This window comes from Methylocella sp., assembly GCA_037200525.1.
In the GTDB taxonomy this organism is placed as follows: domain Bacteria; phylum Pseudomonadota; class Alphaproteobacteria; order Rhizobiales; family Beijerinckiaceae; genus Methylocapsa.
In genome coordinates this window covers 210,620-225,512 of sequence record JBBCGG010000001.1, presented here as the reverse complement: position 1 = coordinate 225,512, position 14,893 = coordinate 210,620, and the positions used below count along the sequence as shown (strand labels likewise).

13 protein-coding genes and 1 pseudogene are annotated in these 14,893 nt (G+C 59.4%); 6 read left to right on the top strand and 8 right to left on the bottom strand.

Features of this window, described 5'->3' with window-relative positions; translation table 11 throughout:
* Positions 1–3: 3 nt before the first annotated feature.
* The 4 genes from WDN46_01095 to WDN46_01080 all read right to left on the bottom strand — a co-directional run bounded on the left by WDN46_01095 (position 4) and on the right by WDN46_01080 (position 2,850).
* Positions 4–846, bottom strand: a complete 843-nt coding sequence (locus tag WDN46_01095; protein ID MEJ0092069.1) for a hypothetical protein — start codon at positions 844–846, stop codon at positions 4–6.
* A complete protein-coding gene (locus tag WDN46_01090) occupies positions 833–1,063 on the bottom strand; it encodes a hypothetical protein (protein MEJ0092068.1) in 231 nt (76 codons plus the stop codon). Before WDN46_01090 ends, WDN46_01095 begins: the two co-directional genes overlap by 14 nt.
* Positions 1,060–1,509, bottom strand: a complete 450-nt coding sequence (locus tag WDN46_01085; GenBank protein MEJ0092067.1) for a hypothetical protein — start codon at positions 1,507–1,509, stop codon at positions 1,060–1,062. Before WDN46_01085 ends, WDN46_01090 begins: the two co-directional genes overlap by 4 nt.
* Positions 1,510–2,178: 669 nt before the next feature.
* Entirely contained in the window at positions 2,179–2,850 is a 672-nt protein-coding gene (locus WDN46_01080) for a hypothetical protein (protein MEJ0092066.1), read from the bottom strand.
* A gap of 502 nt (positions 2,851–3,352) precedes the next feature.
* Between WDN46_01080 and WDN46_01075 the strand changes: the two genes are divergently transcribed.
* Positions 3,353–4,240, top strand: coding sequence for a LysR family transcriptional regulator (locus WDN46_01075; GenBank protein MEJ0092065.1), 888 nt, complete (start codon positions 3,353–3,355; stop codon positions 4,238–4,240).
* A gap of 35 nt (positions 4,241–4,275) precedes the next feature.
* Here WDN46_01075 and WDN46_01070 read toward each other — a convergent pair whose 3' ends face one another.
* Positions 4,276–4,977, bottom strand: a complete 702-nt coding sequence (locus WDN46_01070) for a peroxiredoxin-like family protein (protein ID MEJ0092064.1) — start codon at positions 4,975–4,977, stop codon at positions 4,276–4,278.
* A gap of 462 nt (positions 4,978–5,439) precedes the next feature.
* Between WDN46_01070 and WDN46_01065 the strand changes: the two genes are divergently transcribed.
* From WDN46_01065 to WDN46_01055, 3 genes are all read left to right on the top strand, one after another.
* Entirely contained in the window at positions 5,440–6,255 is an 816-nt protein-coding gene (locus WDN46_01065; GenBank protein MEJ0092063.1) for a winged helix-turn-helix domain-containing protein, read from the top strand.
* Positions 6,256–6,372: 117 nt separating this feature from the next.
* On the top strand, positions 6,373–7,146 hold the full coding sequence (locus tag WDN46_01060; GenBank protein ID MEJ0092062.1) for a transporter substrate-binding domain-containing protein: 774 nt from the start codon (positions 6,373–6,375) through the stop codon (positions 7,144–7,146).
* 300 nt (positions 7,147–7,446) lie between these two features.
* Complete coding sequence (locus WDN46_01055) at positions 7,447–8,769, top strand: nucleotide disphospho-sugar-binding domain-containing protein (protein ID MEJ0092061.1); 1,323 nt, start codon at positions 7,447–7,449, stop codon at positions 8,767–8,769.
* 185 nt (positions 8,770–8,954) lie between these two features.
* Here WDN46_01055 and WDN46_01050 read toward each other — a convergent pair whose 3' ends face one another.
* Positions 8,955–10,403: an MFS transporter gene (locus WDN46_01050; protein ID MEJ0092060.1), complete on the bottom strand. Its 1,449-nt coding sequence runs from the start codon at positions 10,401–10,403 to the stop codon at positions 8,955–8,957.
* A gap of 336 nt (positions 10,404–10,739) precedes the next feature.
* On the opposite strand from WDN46_01050, the pseudogene WDN46_01045 reads away from it, so the two are divergent.
* Positions 10,740–11,516: pseudogene (locus WDN46_01045) on the top strand (cation:proton antiporter).
* 34 nt (positions 11,517–11,550) lie between these two features.
* On the opposite strand, the gene WDN46_01040 reads toward WDN46_01045, so the two are convergent.
* Positions 11,551–12,719, bottom strand: a protein-coding gene (locus WDN46_01040; GenBank protein ID MEJ0092059.1) for an IS3 family transposase whose coding sequence is annotated in 2 segments (ribosomal slippage) — positions 11,551–12,455 and positions 12,455–12,719 — 1,170 coding nt in all. Because the reading frame shifts where the segments join, the coding sequence is not laid out codon by codon here.
* A 221-nt stretch (positions 12,720–12,940) separates the two neighbouring features.
* On the opposite strand from WDN46_01040, the gene WDN46_01035 reads away from it, so the two are divergent.
* The gene (locus WDN46_01035) at positions 12,941–13,609 is read left to right on the top strand and encodes a hypothetical protein (protein MEJ0092058.1); all 669 of its coding nucleotides are present in this window, start codon (positions 12,941–12,943) and stop codon (positions 13,607–13,609) included.
* Between the two features lie 46 nt (positions 13,610–13,655).
* Here WDN46_01035 and WDN46_01030 read toward each other — a convergent pair whose 3' ends face one another.
* Positions 13,656–14,678, bottom strand: coding sequence for an LLM class flavin-dependent oxidoreductase (locus WDN46_01030; protein ID MEJ0092057.1), 1,023 nt, complete (start codon positions 14,676–14,678; stop codon positions 13,656–13,658).
* Positions 14,679–14,893: the final 215 nt, after the last annotated feature.

The window sequence follows — 14,893 nt, the reverse complement described above, 5'->3', positions numbered from 1 at the left end:
CGATCACGCCCGGCTTCTGCGTCGGCGCGGCCAATTCGTTGGGTTTGTGGCTCGCTGCAGATAGAGCGCTTTCAGGATAGTTGGCAGATTTGATGCAGGCGCGGACGCGGGGGATTTCGGGAACGGACTCCGGGCGGTTCGCGCGATTTTCCAATATAGCAGGACCACGACCAGAACAGGCCCTAAAATGGCGCCAATCCAGAGCTGCGGCATATTCGTTACCAACGCGGCGGCGATAGAAAGCGCGAACAGACCGAGGGCCGCAGTCACGTACGGAATCAGATTGAGATCAGGCAAATTCAATGGGACGGACCAGTAGTCGTTGAACGGCATCGTCGTCTCGATTTGGCATTTCTTGATGTAATCGAAAAACCCGTCCGCCGCTGCAATCTCACCGAATCCCACACAATGCCGGAAGATGTCATTCAACTCTTCGGACATCGTGGCCCAGAGCTCGGTCAAATAGGTCTTCAATTCGTCGTCCCCGCCGCCGTTGGCGTCGAAGTCTGCGGTGAAGATTAAAAAAGGAGTCGATAAATGGTCGACGCGCCGGGGTTTGAGGGGATTCGTCGCAAGATTCAGCAGCGAATCGCCGGAAACGCGGCCGTTGAAGACGACGTCGTCGAGCAAGGCGAAGCGCGCGAAATGCGTTCGCGAGTTTCTTGCGAACGGATTGTCGGTTCCTTTTCCAGCAGATACGATCGTGCGCTCGCCAGTGGGCATGAACGCCAGCGCTCGCCTGACCAGCTGGTGGTGCGAGTGACTTTGACCGTCGACCATCATCGAGCCGATGCGGATCGGAGCTAGCGCCGTCAGGAAATAGTGGCCCGCATCATAATTCGGCACATGGCGACCTCGATGAAGAGTTCTTTCGAGACATCAAAAATTCGGCCCGATTACGCTCTGCGTTTTCCGCATCCAAGCTTGCGACCGGCGCGATGCCTTGCGAGCCTAAGCAGTTTTGAACTTTCAGAAGCGATGCGCGATAGGCCGACGCAAAGGCTTCTGCATTGCTGCCCGGATGAAGAGCCGCCAGTTCGCGAATAGCGGCGAAAACGCTCAATGCCGCCTTGATGTCTCGCTGAGCCGCGCCAGGCGTCGCATTATAGTAATAGTCCGTATCGATCTGGTTGTGAGTGATGTAATTCTTGAACGCCGTGATCGGAACCGAATGCGGATATTTGATGCTGGCATACCAAAAGAGATCAAGGCCGCTTGGGATAGCGTCAGAAAATGCGTCGATATATTGATCCCAAGTGCGTTGAAATTGCTGCAGAACAGCATGTAGTCGTACTTGAGAGTTTGTTTGCCCTGGCCGAGATCCGGCCATTGGTCGCGCCGAATGAGGACCCAGCGGGCAAAGTGGATGAGATGCAGTCCCATCAATCCATTGAGCCTGCTTGGTAGGGCGCGCGCAAGCATGAAGATCAAGCGCTGAATAAAAGCCCCCCACCTCTTCATGGGCGTGACGACGTTCATCGCATATGCTTTACCGGCAATATTTGACATGCAAGGCCCAGATTAATCCGTGACATAAAAATCAGCGTCGATAACGGAGAGAGCATGAGTAGGTTTTGCTACCTTCTGGTTTCACCGCAAAGCACTTTACGCTACAGCCGTAATGGCGCTTCGAAGATGATCGGGTCGGCGTATCAATGCGAGATCCAAAATGACGCCCGGAATGTGGTTCGAGTCAAAGATGTCCCGGAGCGAAGTAGTTTGCGCGTTCTTGCAGGACGTTAAAGGCGGCGGCCGGCCTCCAAACGCTCTATGCATTTGATCCGCGCGGCAAGGAGACCTCCTGACCAGATCATCAGATGACAGTCCCATCGCTGATCGAGAATTCATGCGGCAAGATTTCGGATTTACCAATCTAGCGGAGCCCAGAGCGAACTGTCCTGCCCGCGCTTTAGGTGGGATGACCCTCCGCGCCGACGGCTCCACTCGGCGGTAAAATGGCGCGCGATTCTCGCAACAACCCAAAGCGCCGAATATGTGATGACTGCCCATCCAATCAAGGCCGCAGCTGTGTCCATGTTCCGCTCTTCATCCCGACAAAGCAGCAAGCTATTCTACATGAGCTACGGCGTGGTTTCGAAATCAGCGGTTTGCGTTACGGGAGAAACACTCGCACGTTATTTGGCGCGCGCGGCAGCACGGCGCACGCCGTTCAGACGTTCAGAGCGCTGCCGCTTTATCGCCTTCCAAAGGGTGATTTCCTGCAGGCGGCTCGCCGCGCCCATGCATTGGATCGAAGATGCTCTTAAAAGACTGCACCAGAGCTGTTTTCACGTCGCGGCCAAGGTCGGTCAACGTCAAATCATAACAGGACAGAGGATGCCCGTTGGGAGTTTCTAATCCTTCGGATGCGCTGTGCTCGAGATAGGCTACGACATCCGCCAACGTCGTCAGGCTGTCGGCGACTTTAGTTAGGCCTTTTTCCTGTAATCCATAGTCCAGCGCGACATCGGCGCGCATCTTGGCCGACGGCCTTTCGAATTCGCAGAGGCCGCTCATTTGGCCAACCTCCATCAGCCGCACAAATTCACTGGGCTTGAGCTTTGAGATGACCTTCGCAACCTCGGCGGACAGGCGATGCGGTCGGTCGGCATATTCAGACAAAGCCACCGATACGGCCTGCTCGTCGAGGGTTAGTTCCACGCCGAAGACCTTCAACGTCGTCACTGATCCAGCGCGCCGAAGAAGCTGCTGTGATGCATCGGAGATTGCGTTGAAATCTATAATGAAGAGAGCGAGCAGCACGCAACTCGCCACGACTGTTATCGACGCCCTCGCAAAATATAGCGCCGCGTCAAATGCCCCTCTGTGGTCAGAATTAATTTCCGCCATGGTTACCTCCAGCGATGATGGCGAAAGCTAACTCCCGATAATCTTTGTGATGGTGTGTTCCTACACTATGCGTACATGACGTTGCCTGTCGCCCGCTCCACTCCAGGACGACCGGCGCGGCGCCACAGGGGCTGTTCGCTTGTTTCGAAAGCAGCCTACCGGCGCGGCCGCTACTTTGACGATTTTGTATCGCTCGGCGGACCGTCTCCGTCGTGGCGGCGCAGCCGTGCAGAATTTATCCCATGACGCATCCTTTGAATCTTGCGACAAGAATGCGCCATCGATGCCGGGGATCAAACGCCCGTGCGGCTGCACTTCTTTGTGATCTAGAGATTTTGTTAACTCAAACAGTTAAACAGATATAAAGGAAGTGCTAACAGCGCACCGCAAGATCAGCGCGACATGATTGCTAGATCAAGCGTGATGCCGAGACTTCCGAATGCAGAGTCCTTTGTTGAGTCGATCACAGCGCGGTGAACGCGTTTCAGGTTGAGGATATCCAATGGAAATGCATCAGGTTCGATATTTTTTGGCGGCGGCGCGGACGCTCAATTTCACTCTTGCTGCGGAGGAGTGCCATGTCGCGCAACCGTCTCTCAGTCGAGCTATTAGGCTGCTTGAAGCCGAGCTGGGCGGCAGCCTCTTCGGTCGCGAGCGCGATCTAACGCATCTGACAGAGTTCGGACAGAAGATGCTGGCCCTTCTGCGGCAATGCTACGAAAGCGCGGTCGCCGCAAAGCATCTCGCCGCGTCCCTCAACAGCGGTTCCATGGCGTCGCTAACGCTTGCGCTGTCGCACACTGTCAGCATGGCTCTGCTGGTTTCGCCCTTGTCCGAATTGATGCGCGTCTTTCCCGGCGTCGAATTGCGCTTCATGCGTGGAACAGTGACGGAGCTCAGCAAATATTTAAAGAGGGGCGAGGCGGTGTTCGCGATCGCCGGGCCGCTCGGCGAAACATGGGACAGGCTGGACGCTTGGCCGCTCTTCGCCGAAGGATTCGACGTTGTCGTGAATGCGGGGCATAGGATGGCGATGTCGAAGCGCGCCGACCTCGCCGACTTTTCGAGCGAGCGCGTGCTCATGCGGCCATATTGTGAAGTCGCGAAGGCATTTTCCGACTGCGCCCGCGAGCAAGAAATCCAATGGGTGGGCGAGCATGCGGTCGTCTCCGACGCCGATCTCCTTGAGCTCATTGAAGCCGATCTTGGAATTGGGATTTTGCCGAGGAGCACGCCGTGCCCGGAAGGGTTGCGCAGGATTGAGGCGAACGGCCTCTACATCACGCGCACAATCCACCTCTATGCAGTGGCGGGGCGCGAGAAAGGGGCTCCTGCAATCGCGTTGATGAATTTGCTGCGCGCCAAAGATTGGGCTGAGCACATCGCCTGATGCTTTGCGCATGAGTTTGCAAACGGACTTGCGGCTCAAATGGCTGACAATTGCAACGCCGTCAGGATGTCGGAGATCGCCATGCGCGTACGGAAGTCCGGATCAACAAAACGGGCGAGAATGCGGCCTTCGCGCCCAACCACGAAGGTGGCCGGCAAGGGCAAAAGCCAAGCGTCGTTTCCTTGAAATATGTCGAGGGACCAGCCACGCTCCGCCATGAGTTGCCGCACCACATCTCCAACCGACATGACGAGCCCGAGCGACATTGCGTAACCATTATCGATGTCAGAGAGCACAGTGAGTCTGTTCAGCAACTCCGCAGCGATAGACGCTGTTGACGATTGTCGCTCCGGCATAATCGAAACGACCTGGGCACCGAATTTTGCGAATTGGGGTCCGGCTTCGGCCAGGGCGCGGAGCTCGATTTTGCAAAACGGGCACCAATGGCCGCGGTTGAAGCTGAGAATTACTGGACCGTGCGCCAGAAGCGCGGAGAGGCTCGTCATTCGCCCGGTGGAATCGGGAAAGAGGAAGGGGGGCATGATATCGCCGGCCTCAGGCGTAACGGCTCCTGCTTCGCCCGCCCGAAGCCGAGCGACCAAGCGATCATATTCACTCGCGAAAGGCGATCCCGATTCGCGCATCGCTGCGGCATAGCGGGAAAGCCGCTCGGCGAGTGGAATATCCGTCGCACAGATCTCGGCAAGCGCCTCCGTCAGAGTTGTTGTCGACTTCATCTTGAATCTCGCGTCGATTGGCTGAGACGCCGATCATGCGCAGGATCCCCAAACGCTTCCGCCTTGGCCAATAGCGGCGCGCTATCAAAAGGAGAGCCACACGGCATTTCGTATCATGTATTGGAAGGCCTAACATAGCGCCCGGTTCTCGTCGAACGGCGCTGCGCTGGTCGGCCTGCAATCCGTCAGCGAGGGACGTAGCTATGGCGCGTTCCGTTCGTCGCTGCGATCACCTTGAGCATCGAAACCAAATTGCATCGCTGTCGCGCAAGCGCTCAGCAAGGATGCGACAATCCCCGCGGATAGCAGGGGCTATGGAACTAGCGGAGCTAACGAATGGTCAGACACGAAGTCGAGACATACGATTTCGGCGAATTAGCGGCTTCTTCTGCCGGTCGAACATGGTCAGGGATTTCGGCAGAGCTTCGGCTGCCTACATATCTATCCTGGCCGGAAACATACATGAAAGAACAAATCAGCGAACCAAGACGCATCCTCGTTGTCGACCACGACCTAGCGACGGAGCAAATGGTTAGCGCCTATCTTAAAGCAAACGGCCTGCGCCCTGTTTTGGCTTCCGGACGAACGGACGTGGCGCGTTACCTAGCGGCGGACGAATGCAGTCTGGTGCTGCTCGATCTGAGTTTCGGCCAGCGGGGCGGCCTCGATTTATTACGGGACATCCGCTCTCACTCCGACGTTCCTGTGATCATCGCGACCGGCCATCGATGCGATGACATCGACCGGGCCGTGGGATTGGAGCTTGGGGCCGACGACTATCTCACAAAGCCATTCGGCCTTCGCGAACTTTTAGCGCGCATCCGGGCCGTGCTGCGGCGAGGAGGCATCGGAAGCGCGGCGCCACGGAATGATCGGGAGCGGGGCCGCTTCCGATTCTGCGGCTGGCAGCTCGATCGGCGCGCCCGTCGCCTGACCGATCCTGATGAGGTTCCGGTCTCTTTGACGAAGGCTGAGTATTCCCTGTTGGCTGCGTTTCTCGACGCCCCTCAGCGGCCGCTTTCACGCGAGCATCTCATGAGGGCGACGCGCATGCATGAAGACGTCTTCGATCGAAGCGTCGACGTCCAGGTTCTGCGACTGCGGCGCAAATTAGAGGTCGATCCAAGGGCGCCCCAGGTTATCCTAACTGAACGCGGCTTCGGTTATATGTTTGCTCGAGAGGTCGAACGGTTGTCATCGCTGGATGAATCGGTCGCGGAAAGCCCGAAACCACGACGGCAAAGCCGATCGACTTTGACTAGCGCCCAAGAAATTTAGTCAACTTAGTTCATGTGCGGTCTCACCGCGCGCTCGGCGTGGGCAATGAAGCGTTGCCAGCGGCAGGCCCTAGAGTTCGGCTCTCGAGGCCTCGTGGCGACTAGAAAAGGTTAGAGGATGAAACGGCTGCAAATCTCTTCATCATTGCTGGTGGCGCTGCTGTTCGCGTCGCCGGCGTCCGCCGACTCGGCGCTCGATGCGATCCGCATGCGCGGGGTGCTGCGGGTGGGTACGACTGGCGACTACAAGCCTTTCAGCTTTCGCAACTCGGACGGGAGCTACGTCGGCGCGGATATCGTGATGGCTCAGCATCTCGCACATGAGTTAAATGTTAAACTTGAATTCGTGCCGACCACTTGGAGTGCTCTTCTGCCTGATTTCGCCGCGCGGAAATACGATGTGGCCATGGGGGGAGTATCCGTACTGCCCGAGCGGGCGGCGCAAGGGGATTTCTCTAACATCGTCGCAATTGACGGGAAGCGTCCTATTGCCCGCTGCGCTGACAAAGAGCGCTTTACGAGCGTCGAGGCGATCGATCAATCTGACGTGCGCGTCGTGTTCAATCCAGGCGCCTCGAACGAGAGTTTCGCCCGGACCCACTTTAGCCATGCGCATCTGATAGTGCAGACAGATAATACTGCGATATTCGACGAGATCGTCGAAGGCCGCGCCGACGTCATGGTCACGGACGGCATCGAGGTAGACCATCAAGTCTATATTCATCCGCAACTTTGTCCGGCCGATGTGACCGCGCCGTTTACGAAGGTGGAGAAGGCCTATCTGCTGCCTAAAGACGCGGCGCTGGTGAAATTCGTCAATGACTGGCTCGCCACGGAGATGTCCTCTGGAGACTGGCCCCGGATCTTGGACGCGGCGCTGCATCAGAAATAAGGGTTTCTGCAAATTCTTGGCTCGATCTCAGTCCTCCGCGAGGCGATCTTGGCCGTTCCGCCTCATTATCGTTCACGGGCATCATCGACAGCCAAAGAATTCGGCGGCATCGTTGGGCTGAACGCCTAGCAGCCTCGCGGTCGGCGGTCGGCAGATTACAAGCGTAACCGAACTACCGCGAGCCGACGTCTAATTGTAACAGTGATCGGCCTTCCTGCAATTGCTCGCTGGGCGAAGCATCCTCGGAACAGAGGTCGCGGTCCTGGCTACGCTTGTTCGACATCAGAGTGACAGCACCGCATGAAAGTTCTCATCGCCTCAACACCCGCTACAGGCCATCTCAATCCGCTGCTCGCGGTTGCGCGTTTCCTGATGGCTGAAGGCCACGAAGTCATCGGCTTGTCCGGCAGCATTATGCGCGATCGCATTGAAGGCGTTGGCATGCCATTCCGACCATTTCCGGCGGGGGCAGACCACGATCTGCGAGACGTTGATGCGGCTTTTCCCGAACGCAAGACGATCCCAGCGGGACCGCTGCAAGTGCGCTTCGACATTGAGCATGTATTCGTCGATCCAATGCCAGCGCAATATGAAGGTCTGCGGCAAGTCCTTCGGGAGTTTCCAGCCGACGTCATCATCGCTGACAATCTACTTTTCGGCACTTTCCCAATGCTGCTCGGACCGCGGTCAGAGCGTCCGCCCATCATCTTTTTGGGCAGTTCCGTTTTGGTTTGGCATCGCGACGACGGAGCGCCAGCCCTCACCGGTTTCGCTCCGGCGCAAAATGACGCCGAGCGCGAAAAATACGCCGCAATCTCAAAAGAAGTCGACGCGATCGCTTTTGAGCCCGCGACTCGTCACCTCAATCGACGTTTGTCGAGCGTTGGCTCCCCGTCGCTGTCAATGGCTCTTTTTGACGCCGTCGTAGATCTCCCGGATGCTTATCTGCAGCTGACGGTTCAGAGCTTCGAATTTCCCCGACGCGACCTGCCGCCTTCCGTGCATTTTGTGGGCGCCCCCTCGATCGTACCAAACCAAGCTCCGCTGCCGAGCTGGGCGCACGAGTTGGACGGCTCGCGCAAGGTTGTTCTCGTCACCCAAGGAACGGTGGCCAACTTCAATTTCGGCCAGTTGGTCGCCCCGACGCTTGCGGCGCTGGCCAACGAGCCTGATGTGCTCGTGGTGGTCACGGCGGGAGGCCGACCGGTCGACGCCATAGCTGGCCCAATCCCCGCTAACGCGCGGGTGGCCAGCTATTTGCCGTTCGAATGGGCGCTCGCCAAGGCCGATGTATTTGTCACCAATGGCGGCTACGGCAGCGTCAACCAGGCTCTGAGCTTTGGCGTTCCGCTCGTCACCGCAGGGATCAGCGAAGATAAGGCCGCCGTGAATGCCCGCGTTTCATGGTCTGGAGTCGGCATTGATCTCGCGACCAATGAGCCGACGTCAGAGGCTTTGCGCACGGCAGTGCGAACCGTGTTGGACAAGCCAAATTATCGGTCGCGCGCATCGGCCATGGCCAAGGAGTTCGGCGAGATCGACACGCGATCCGAAATCTTGCGGATTATCAATCAAGTCTGCCGCAATCCAGCCGAGCCGGATTTCGCCGTTCTCGCAAAGTGACCCGAGACGGGCCGGGCGTGGCATGGACCATTCACTGCGCGGGGGCGACGCAAGGTCGCTCCCGGGCTTTGGGAAATAAAGCCGGCATTGCAGGATCTTGGCAGGATCTTGGCTCGCGCGCGCTTCGGGCGCGCGCGGCCGTCTGCGAGGCTGCAGCGCTGCTTCGACGCGAGATGATTGGCAACTCAGGCATCTCTTCGCCCGCTCTCTTCGCCGCGCCAGATAAAAACGAAGGCGCTTAAAGACGCAGCCAAAGCTACGGCCGCCCCGGCGACAGCGGCGCCATGGAATGCTGACGCTAGGCCATCGCCGCCTGCGGCGAGAACAACGCCTAAAAGCGCTGTCACCAGCAGGCCTCCCATACGCGCTACTGCGCTGTTCAAGCCTGATGCGGCGCCCATGTGACGCGCCTCCACAGATGTGAGTACGGCGGTCGTCAGCGGAGCGACGGCGGCGGCCATGCCGAATGCCACGAGAAGGACCGCCGGCAAGATTGTCGTCCAGTAGTTTGACGTTCCTTCCACGCGGAGCAACAGAAGGAAACCAGCCGCCACGACAAGCGGCCCGATCGTCAGGGGAATTCCGGCGCCGATTTGACCGGCCAGTTTCCCCATCGACGGTGAAGTAACCGCCAAGACCAAGGGAAGCGGAAGGAGCGCAGCGCCAGCCGCAGTTCCCGAATACCGGCCGTCCTCTATCAGCACGTAAGGAACGAGCAGAAGCAAACCGCCCAGCCCGCCGTAAAGCAATAGCGTCACAACGGTCAGTCCGATGAACCGCGGCGAAGCGAACATGCTGAGCGGCATCATGGCTGTGTCCCCTCGCCGCTTCTCAACAGCTATAAACCCCGATAAAAGCGCGGCGCCTGCGCCTAGCGCGGCGACCGCAGACGTCGACCAGCCGTTAGGGCCCGATCCAACAGTCAATCCCCACGTCATCAAGCCGAGCCCTGCAGTAGCCAAGAGCGCTCCTGAGAGGTCAAGCGCCGCCGGCTTGGCGACTGCAGCGCGATCTTCCACGAAAGCCAGCGTGAGGCCTATGGCCGCGGGGGCAAGCGGTAGGTTGATGAGGAAGATGGCGCGCCAGCCGACGGTATCGATCAGCCAACCTCCGAGGACAGGGCCAGCCGCGCCGGCGACCGCCGCCATCGCCGCCCAGATCCCAATCGCTTTTCCCAATTTTGCGCCCGAAAATGAGCCTCCAAGGATCGCCAGACTGTTCGGCATAAGGAGGGCGGCGCCGGCGCCTTGAAGCCCCCGCGCGACTAGAAGCCATGTCAAAGTCCCGGCGATTACGCAGCCACATGAGGCTAGCGCAAATATGGCGATGCCGACCATGAGCATGAGGCGTCGTCCAAAACGGTCGCCGACCGCGCCTCCCAGCAGAAGCAACGCGCTCAATGGAAGGAGGTAGGCGTTAACAATCCACTGCAGATCAGATGCGCTGCCTTGGAAACTTCGGCCTATCGTAGGAAGGCCCACATTGACGACCGATCCGTCAATGTGGGCGAGGCTCGACGCCAATATCGTGGTAGCCAACACCCAATTGGGATGCTGAACCGCTGGCTCCGCAAGCGAAGGACCGGAGGAACTCGCCAAGGCCGCATCGCATGAGGTGTGCACGGCGGAGTTCACTTCGCGCGGCTCCTGAGGCGGCGCGCCGGCGTCCCGACGATGCGAAAGGCAACTATGAGCCGCCGAAAACGCGAGACAACGCTATATCATAGGGCCAAGGTAGCCCCCGGCGATCAATGATAGTCGGACCGAATTTTTGCGCCGGCTCCCCAAACGGGTCGCCTGATAATAGTTGGAATTGGCGGCTGCATTGGCGCCTAACCGCGTCGGCAGCCGATAGCAACAGGAGCCTCTAGGGGCGGCGTCGAGCGCTTGTCCCACAATCATTGTATTCATCCGGCATGCTGTTTGATAAATCAAGCGTCTATTTTGGATTGCATTGGCGGCGGGGCGCACGTGACTCTTACCATTCAAATCTTGGTCTCGCTGCTTGGCGTCGTCGCAGCGGTCGCGGTCGTTGCAGCCCGTCTCAAAATTCCTCAGGCCATTCTATTGGTGATCGTTGGAGTCGCTCTGGCCCTCATCCCAGGCTTGCCAGCGGTTGAATTGGCTCCCGAGGTGGTCCTCCTTTTGGTTTTGCCTCCTATCATTTATTCCTCCGCGGTCGCGATGAGCTGGCGCGACTTCCGATTCAATCTCCGCCCGATTTCTATGCTGGCTTTGGGATGCGTCGTATTCACTACCGTCACCGTCGCAGCCGCCACCCACTTGCTGCTGGGTCTGTCGTGGCCGGTGGGGTTCCTGTTAGGCGCCATCCTTTCGCCTCCAGATGCAATCGCGCCGCTCTCCATTGCTCGCAGACTGCAGCTGCCGAGGCGCCTTCTCGTGATCCTTGAAGGCGAAGGCCTCGCAAATGACGCCGCCGCCCTCATCCTTTATCGTTTCGCGTTAGCCGCCGTCAGCGTCGGCGCGTTCTCATTCAGCCAAGCTGTGGGCGCGTTTGCTTTAATCGTTGTGGGCGAAATTCTTTGGGGCATTGGCGTTGGTTGGGTGATGTTGCGATTGCGGCGCTGGGTCCAAGATCCGCGCATCGAAATCACGCTCTCGATTCTGACGCCTTTTTTGTCCTATTGGCCGCCAGAATATGTCGGCGGATCGGGCGTCCTCGCCACTGTAACCGCCGGACTCTATATCAGCTGGAACGGTTTTCGGTTGATCAGCGCCGCGACGCGGTGGCCTGCCCCCATGGGGTGATCCAGTTTGAATGTTAGTGCATTGTCGGCCCTGGCGCTATTGCTGGCGTGGCGGGCGAAGCTGGTCCGGATTGCGAAGCCGGCCATTGCAGGGTCTCCGGGGCTGGCGGCTTGTAGCCCAGCGATGAGTGCGGGCGCACGGTGTTGTAGTGGCGTCGCCATCGCTCAATGACGACCTTCGCCTCCTTGAGAGTGTAGAAGATTTCACCATTCAAAAGCTCGTCGCGCAGCTTCGAGTTGAAGCTCTCGCAATAGCCGTTCTCCCAGGGACTGCCCGGCATGATGTAGGCGGTCTTCGCGCCGACGGCGGCAATCCAGTCACGCAACGCCTTGGCGATGAACTCCGGGCCGTTGTCGGAACGAATGTGGATCGGAACCCCTCGCAAGATGAAGAGGTCCGAGAGAACGTCGATGACGTCCGCTGCCTTCAGCTTCCGGTTAATCCTGATCGCGATGCATTCGCGGGTAAATTCGTCGATGATATTCAGCATGCGATATTTCCTGCCATCATGAGTGCGGTCCTCGACGAAGTCATAGGACCAGACGTGGTTGGGGCATTGCGGGCGCAGCCGGACGCACGAGCCGTCATTGAGCCAGAGACGCCCGCGCTTGGGTTGTCTGGCCGGAACTTTCAGCCCCTCGCGTCGCCAGATCCGCTCGACCCGTTTGACGTTGACCTTCCAGCCTCGCTCCCACAACATCGCCGTGATGCGGCGGTAGCCATAGCGGCCGTACTGGATGGCGAGCGCCGTGATGTCGGCGATCAATGCCGCTTCGTCATCGGGCTTGGTCGGAACCTTGCGCTGCGTGGAGCGATGCTGACCGAGAACCCGGCAAGCGAACCGCTCGGAAACGCCATGTTCGGCGATCACATGCTCCACGCAGGCGCGACGACGCGCGGAGCTCAGAAGTTTCCCGAGGCAGCCTCTTTCAGGATCAGCTTCTCAAGCGTCAAATCGGACACCGCTCGACGGAGCCGCGTATTCTCCGCCTCCAGCTCCTTCAGCCGCTTCACCTGATCGCCCTTCAGGCCGCCGTATTCCGACCGCCATCGATAGTATGTAACTTCCGTCACCCCTATCGAGCGGATCGCCTCCGCGACCGGTCGCCCTTGCGCGCTAAGCACTTCGACTTGCCGTAGCTTCGCGACGATCTCTTCCGCCTTGTGTCTTTTCCTCGGCATTGCGCAGTCCTCCATCAGGCTCATAAGCCCATACTTCACGGAGGATCACTTTTCAGGGGGCAGACCAGCGGCTTCAAGGCGTCTTTTTTTGGGATCTATTTATTTACCTTGTAGAAGGCGTTGTCTTTCTTGTCACCGGACTCCAGATACGAACGCTCATCGCGCGAATCGGCGGTCATGCGCTCTCCGAGTTGGCCTTTTCCGCTGTCGTCGTCAGCGTCGTGGTAATCGCTTCGCGCTTCATCTGGCTGTATCCGGCAACCTATCTTCCGCGCTGGCTTTTCTCGTCGATCAAGCTGAGGGATCCGCCGCCGCCTTGGCAGGTGCCGTTCGTCCTGGCGTTCACCGGAGTGCGCGGCATCGTTTCACTCGCGGCCGCGCTGGCAATTCCCTTCGCGACGGCAAGCGGGCAGCCCTTTCCTGCTCGCGACCTTATTCTTTTCCTGACCTTTTCCGTGATCCTATTAACGCTGGTAGGCCAAGGGCTGCTGTTGCCATCTGTCATCCGGGCGCTCGGCCTCGCTCACATAGGTCGTCGGGAGCGGCGCGACGCAACAGCGGATGAGGACGTAGCGCGGCGCCAAGCGATCGAGGCGGCGCTCCAGAGACTCGACGAGCTTGCGACAGAACGGCGTCTTGCGGAAAGCGTTGTAGAACCATTGCGCGCGCGTCATCGCGAAAGGCTCATGCATGTTGGGCGACGCGACAACGATGATGATCAAAAGTACATCGAGCTCCAAGATGAGATCGAGCTGCTGCTCATCGCCGCCGAGCGGCGCTGGACGAACGATCTTTTTTGCGAGGGCAAGCTGACGGACGAAGCGCGACGTCACATCGAAAGGGAGCTCGATCTTCGCGAGGCGCAGCTGATCAGGGATGATGAGGATTGAAGAAGCCGCGGTAGTTTCGGCGAAGCCGCCGAGGCGCGGGCCGAGGTCAGCGCCAGCCGAGGGCGGGCGCGACGTGGGTGAGAATGGCCTCGATGACATGCGCGTTGTAGGCGACGCCCAGCTGGTTCGGGACCGTCAGCAGCAGCGTGTCGGCCTCGGCGATCGCCTCGTCCTTTCTCAGCTGCTCAACGAGGGCGTCCGGCTCGGCGGCATAGCTACGGCCGAAGATTACTCGCGTCTTCTCGTCGATAAGGCCGACTTGGTCCTCTTCGTCGCGCCCGCGTCCGAAGTAGGCGCGATCGCGGTCGTCCACGAGCGCGAAGATGCTGCGGCTGACCGAGACGCGCGGTTGGCGCGCGTGGCCGGCCTCTTTCCAGGCGGCGCGGAAAGCCCGGATCTGGGCGGCCTGCTGGATGTGGAAGGCTTCTCCGGTCTCGTCGTCCTTCAGGGTCGAGCTTTGCAGGTTGACCCCGAGCTTCGCCGCCCAAACCGCGGTGGCGTTGGAGCCGGCCCCCCACCAGATCCGGTCGCGCAGGCCCTCCGCGTGAGGCTCGGGGCGCAGTAGGCCCGGCGGATTTGGGAACATTGGGCGTGGGTTTGGCTGCGCAAATCCCTTGCCGCGCAGCACATCGAGGAACGCCTCCGCGTGGCGCCGGCCCATCTCGGCGTCGCTCTCGCCCTCGGCCGGGCTGTAGCCGAAATAGCGCCATCCGTCGATCACCTGCTCAGGCGAGCCACGGCTGATCCCCAGTTGCAGGCGTCCGCTGGCGATGAGGTCCGCAGCGCTCGCATCCTCGGCCATGTAAAGCGGGTTCTCATAGCGCATGTCGATGACCGCCGTGCCGATCTCGATGCGGTTGGTCTTCGCGCCCACGGCCGCTAGAAGCGGGAACGGCGAAGCGAGCTGGCGGGCGAAGTGATGGACGCGAAAATAGGCGCCATCCGCGCCGAGCTCCTCAGCCGCAACGGCGAGATCGATGGATTGCAGGAGCGCATCAGCCGCCGAGCGCGTCTGCGATTGCGGCGAGGGCGTCCAATGCCCGAACGAGAGAAAGCCAATCTTTTTCATGGGATGCAGACTACCGATGTTCCCGATCTAAGTCATCAGGGTAAAGCGTAGCTGTGTTGGCCGCGAAGGCGCCGGCGCCCGGCGGCGGCGAACGCCCTTCTGGAAGGGGCGCCGACCAACGAGCGCGGCCATTGCCGCCTGCGCCGGCGCAACGCCAAGGTTATTTGGCCGCGATCAGATATTCGGCGTTCAATTCCGATATCAGGCGATATCGA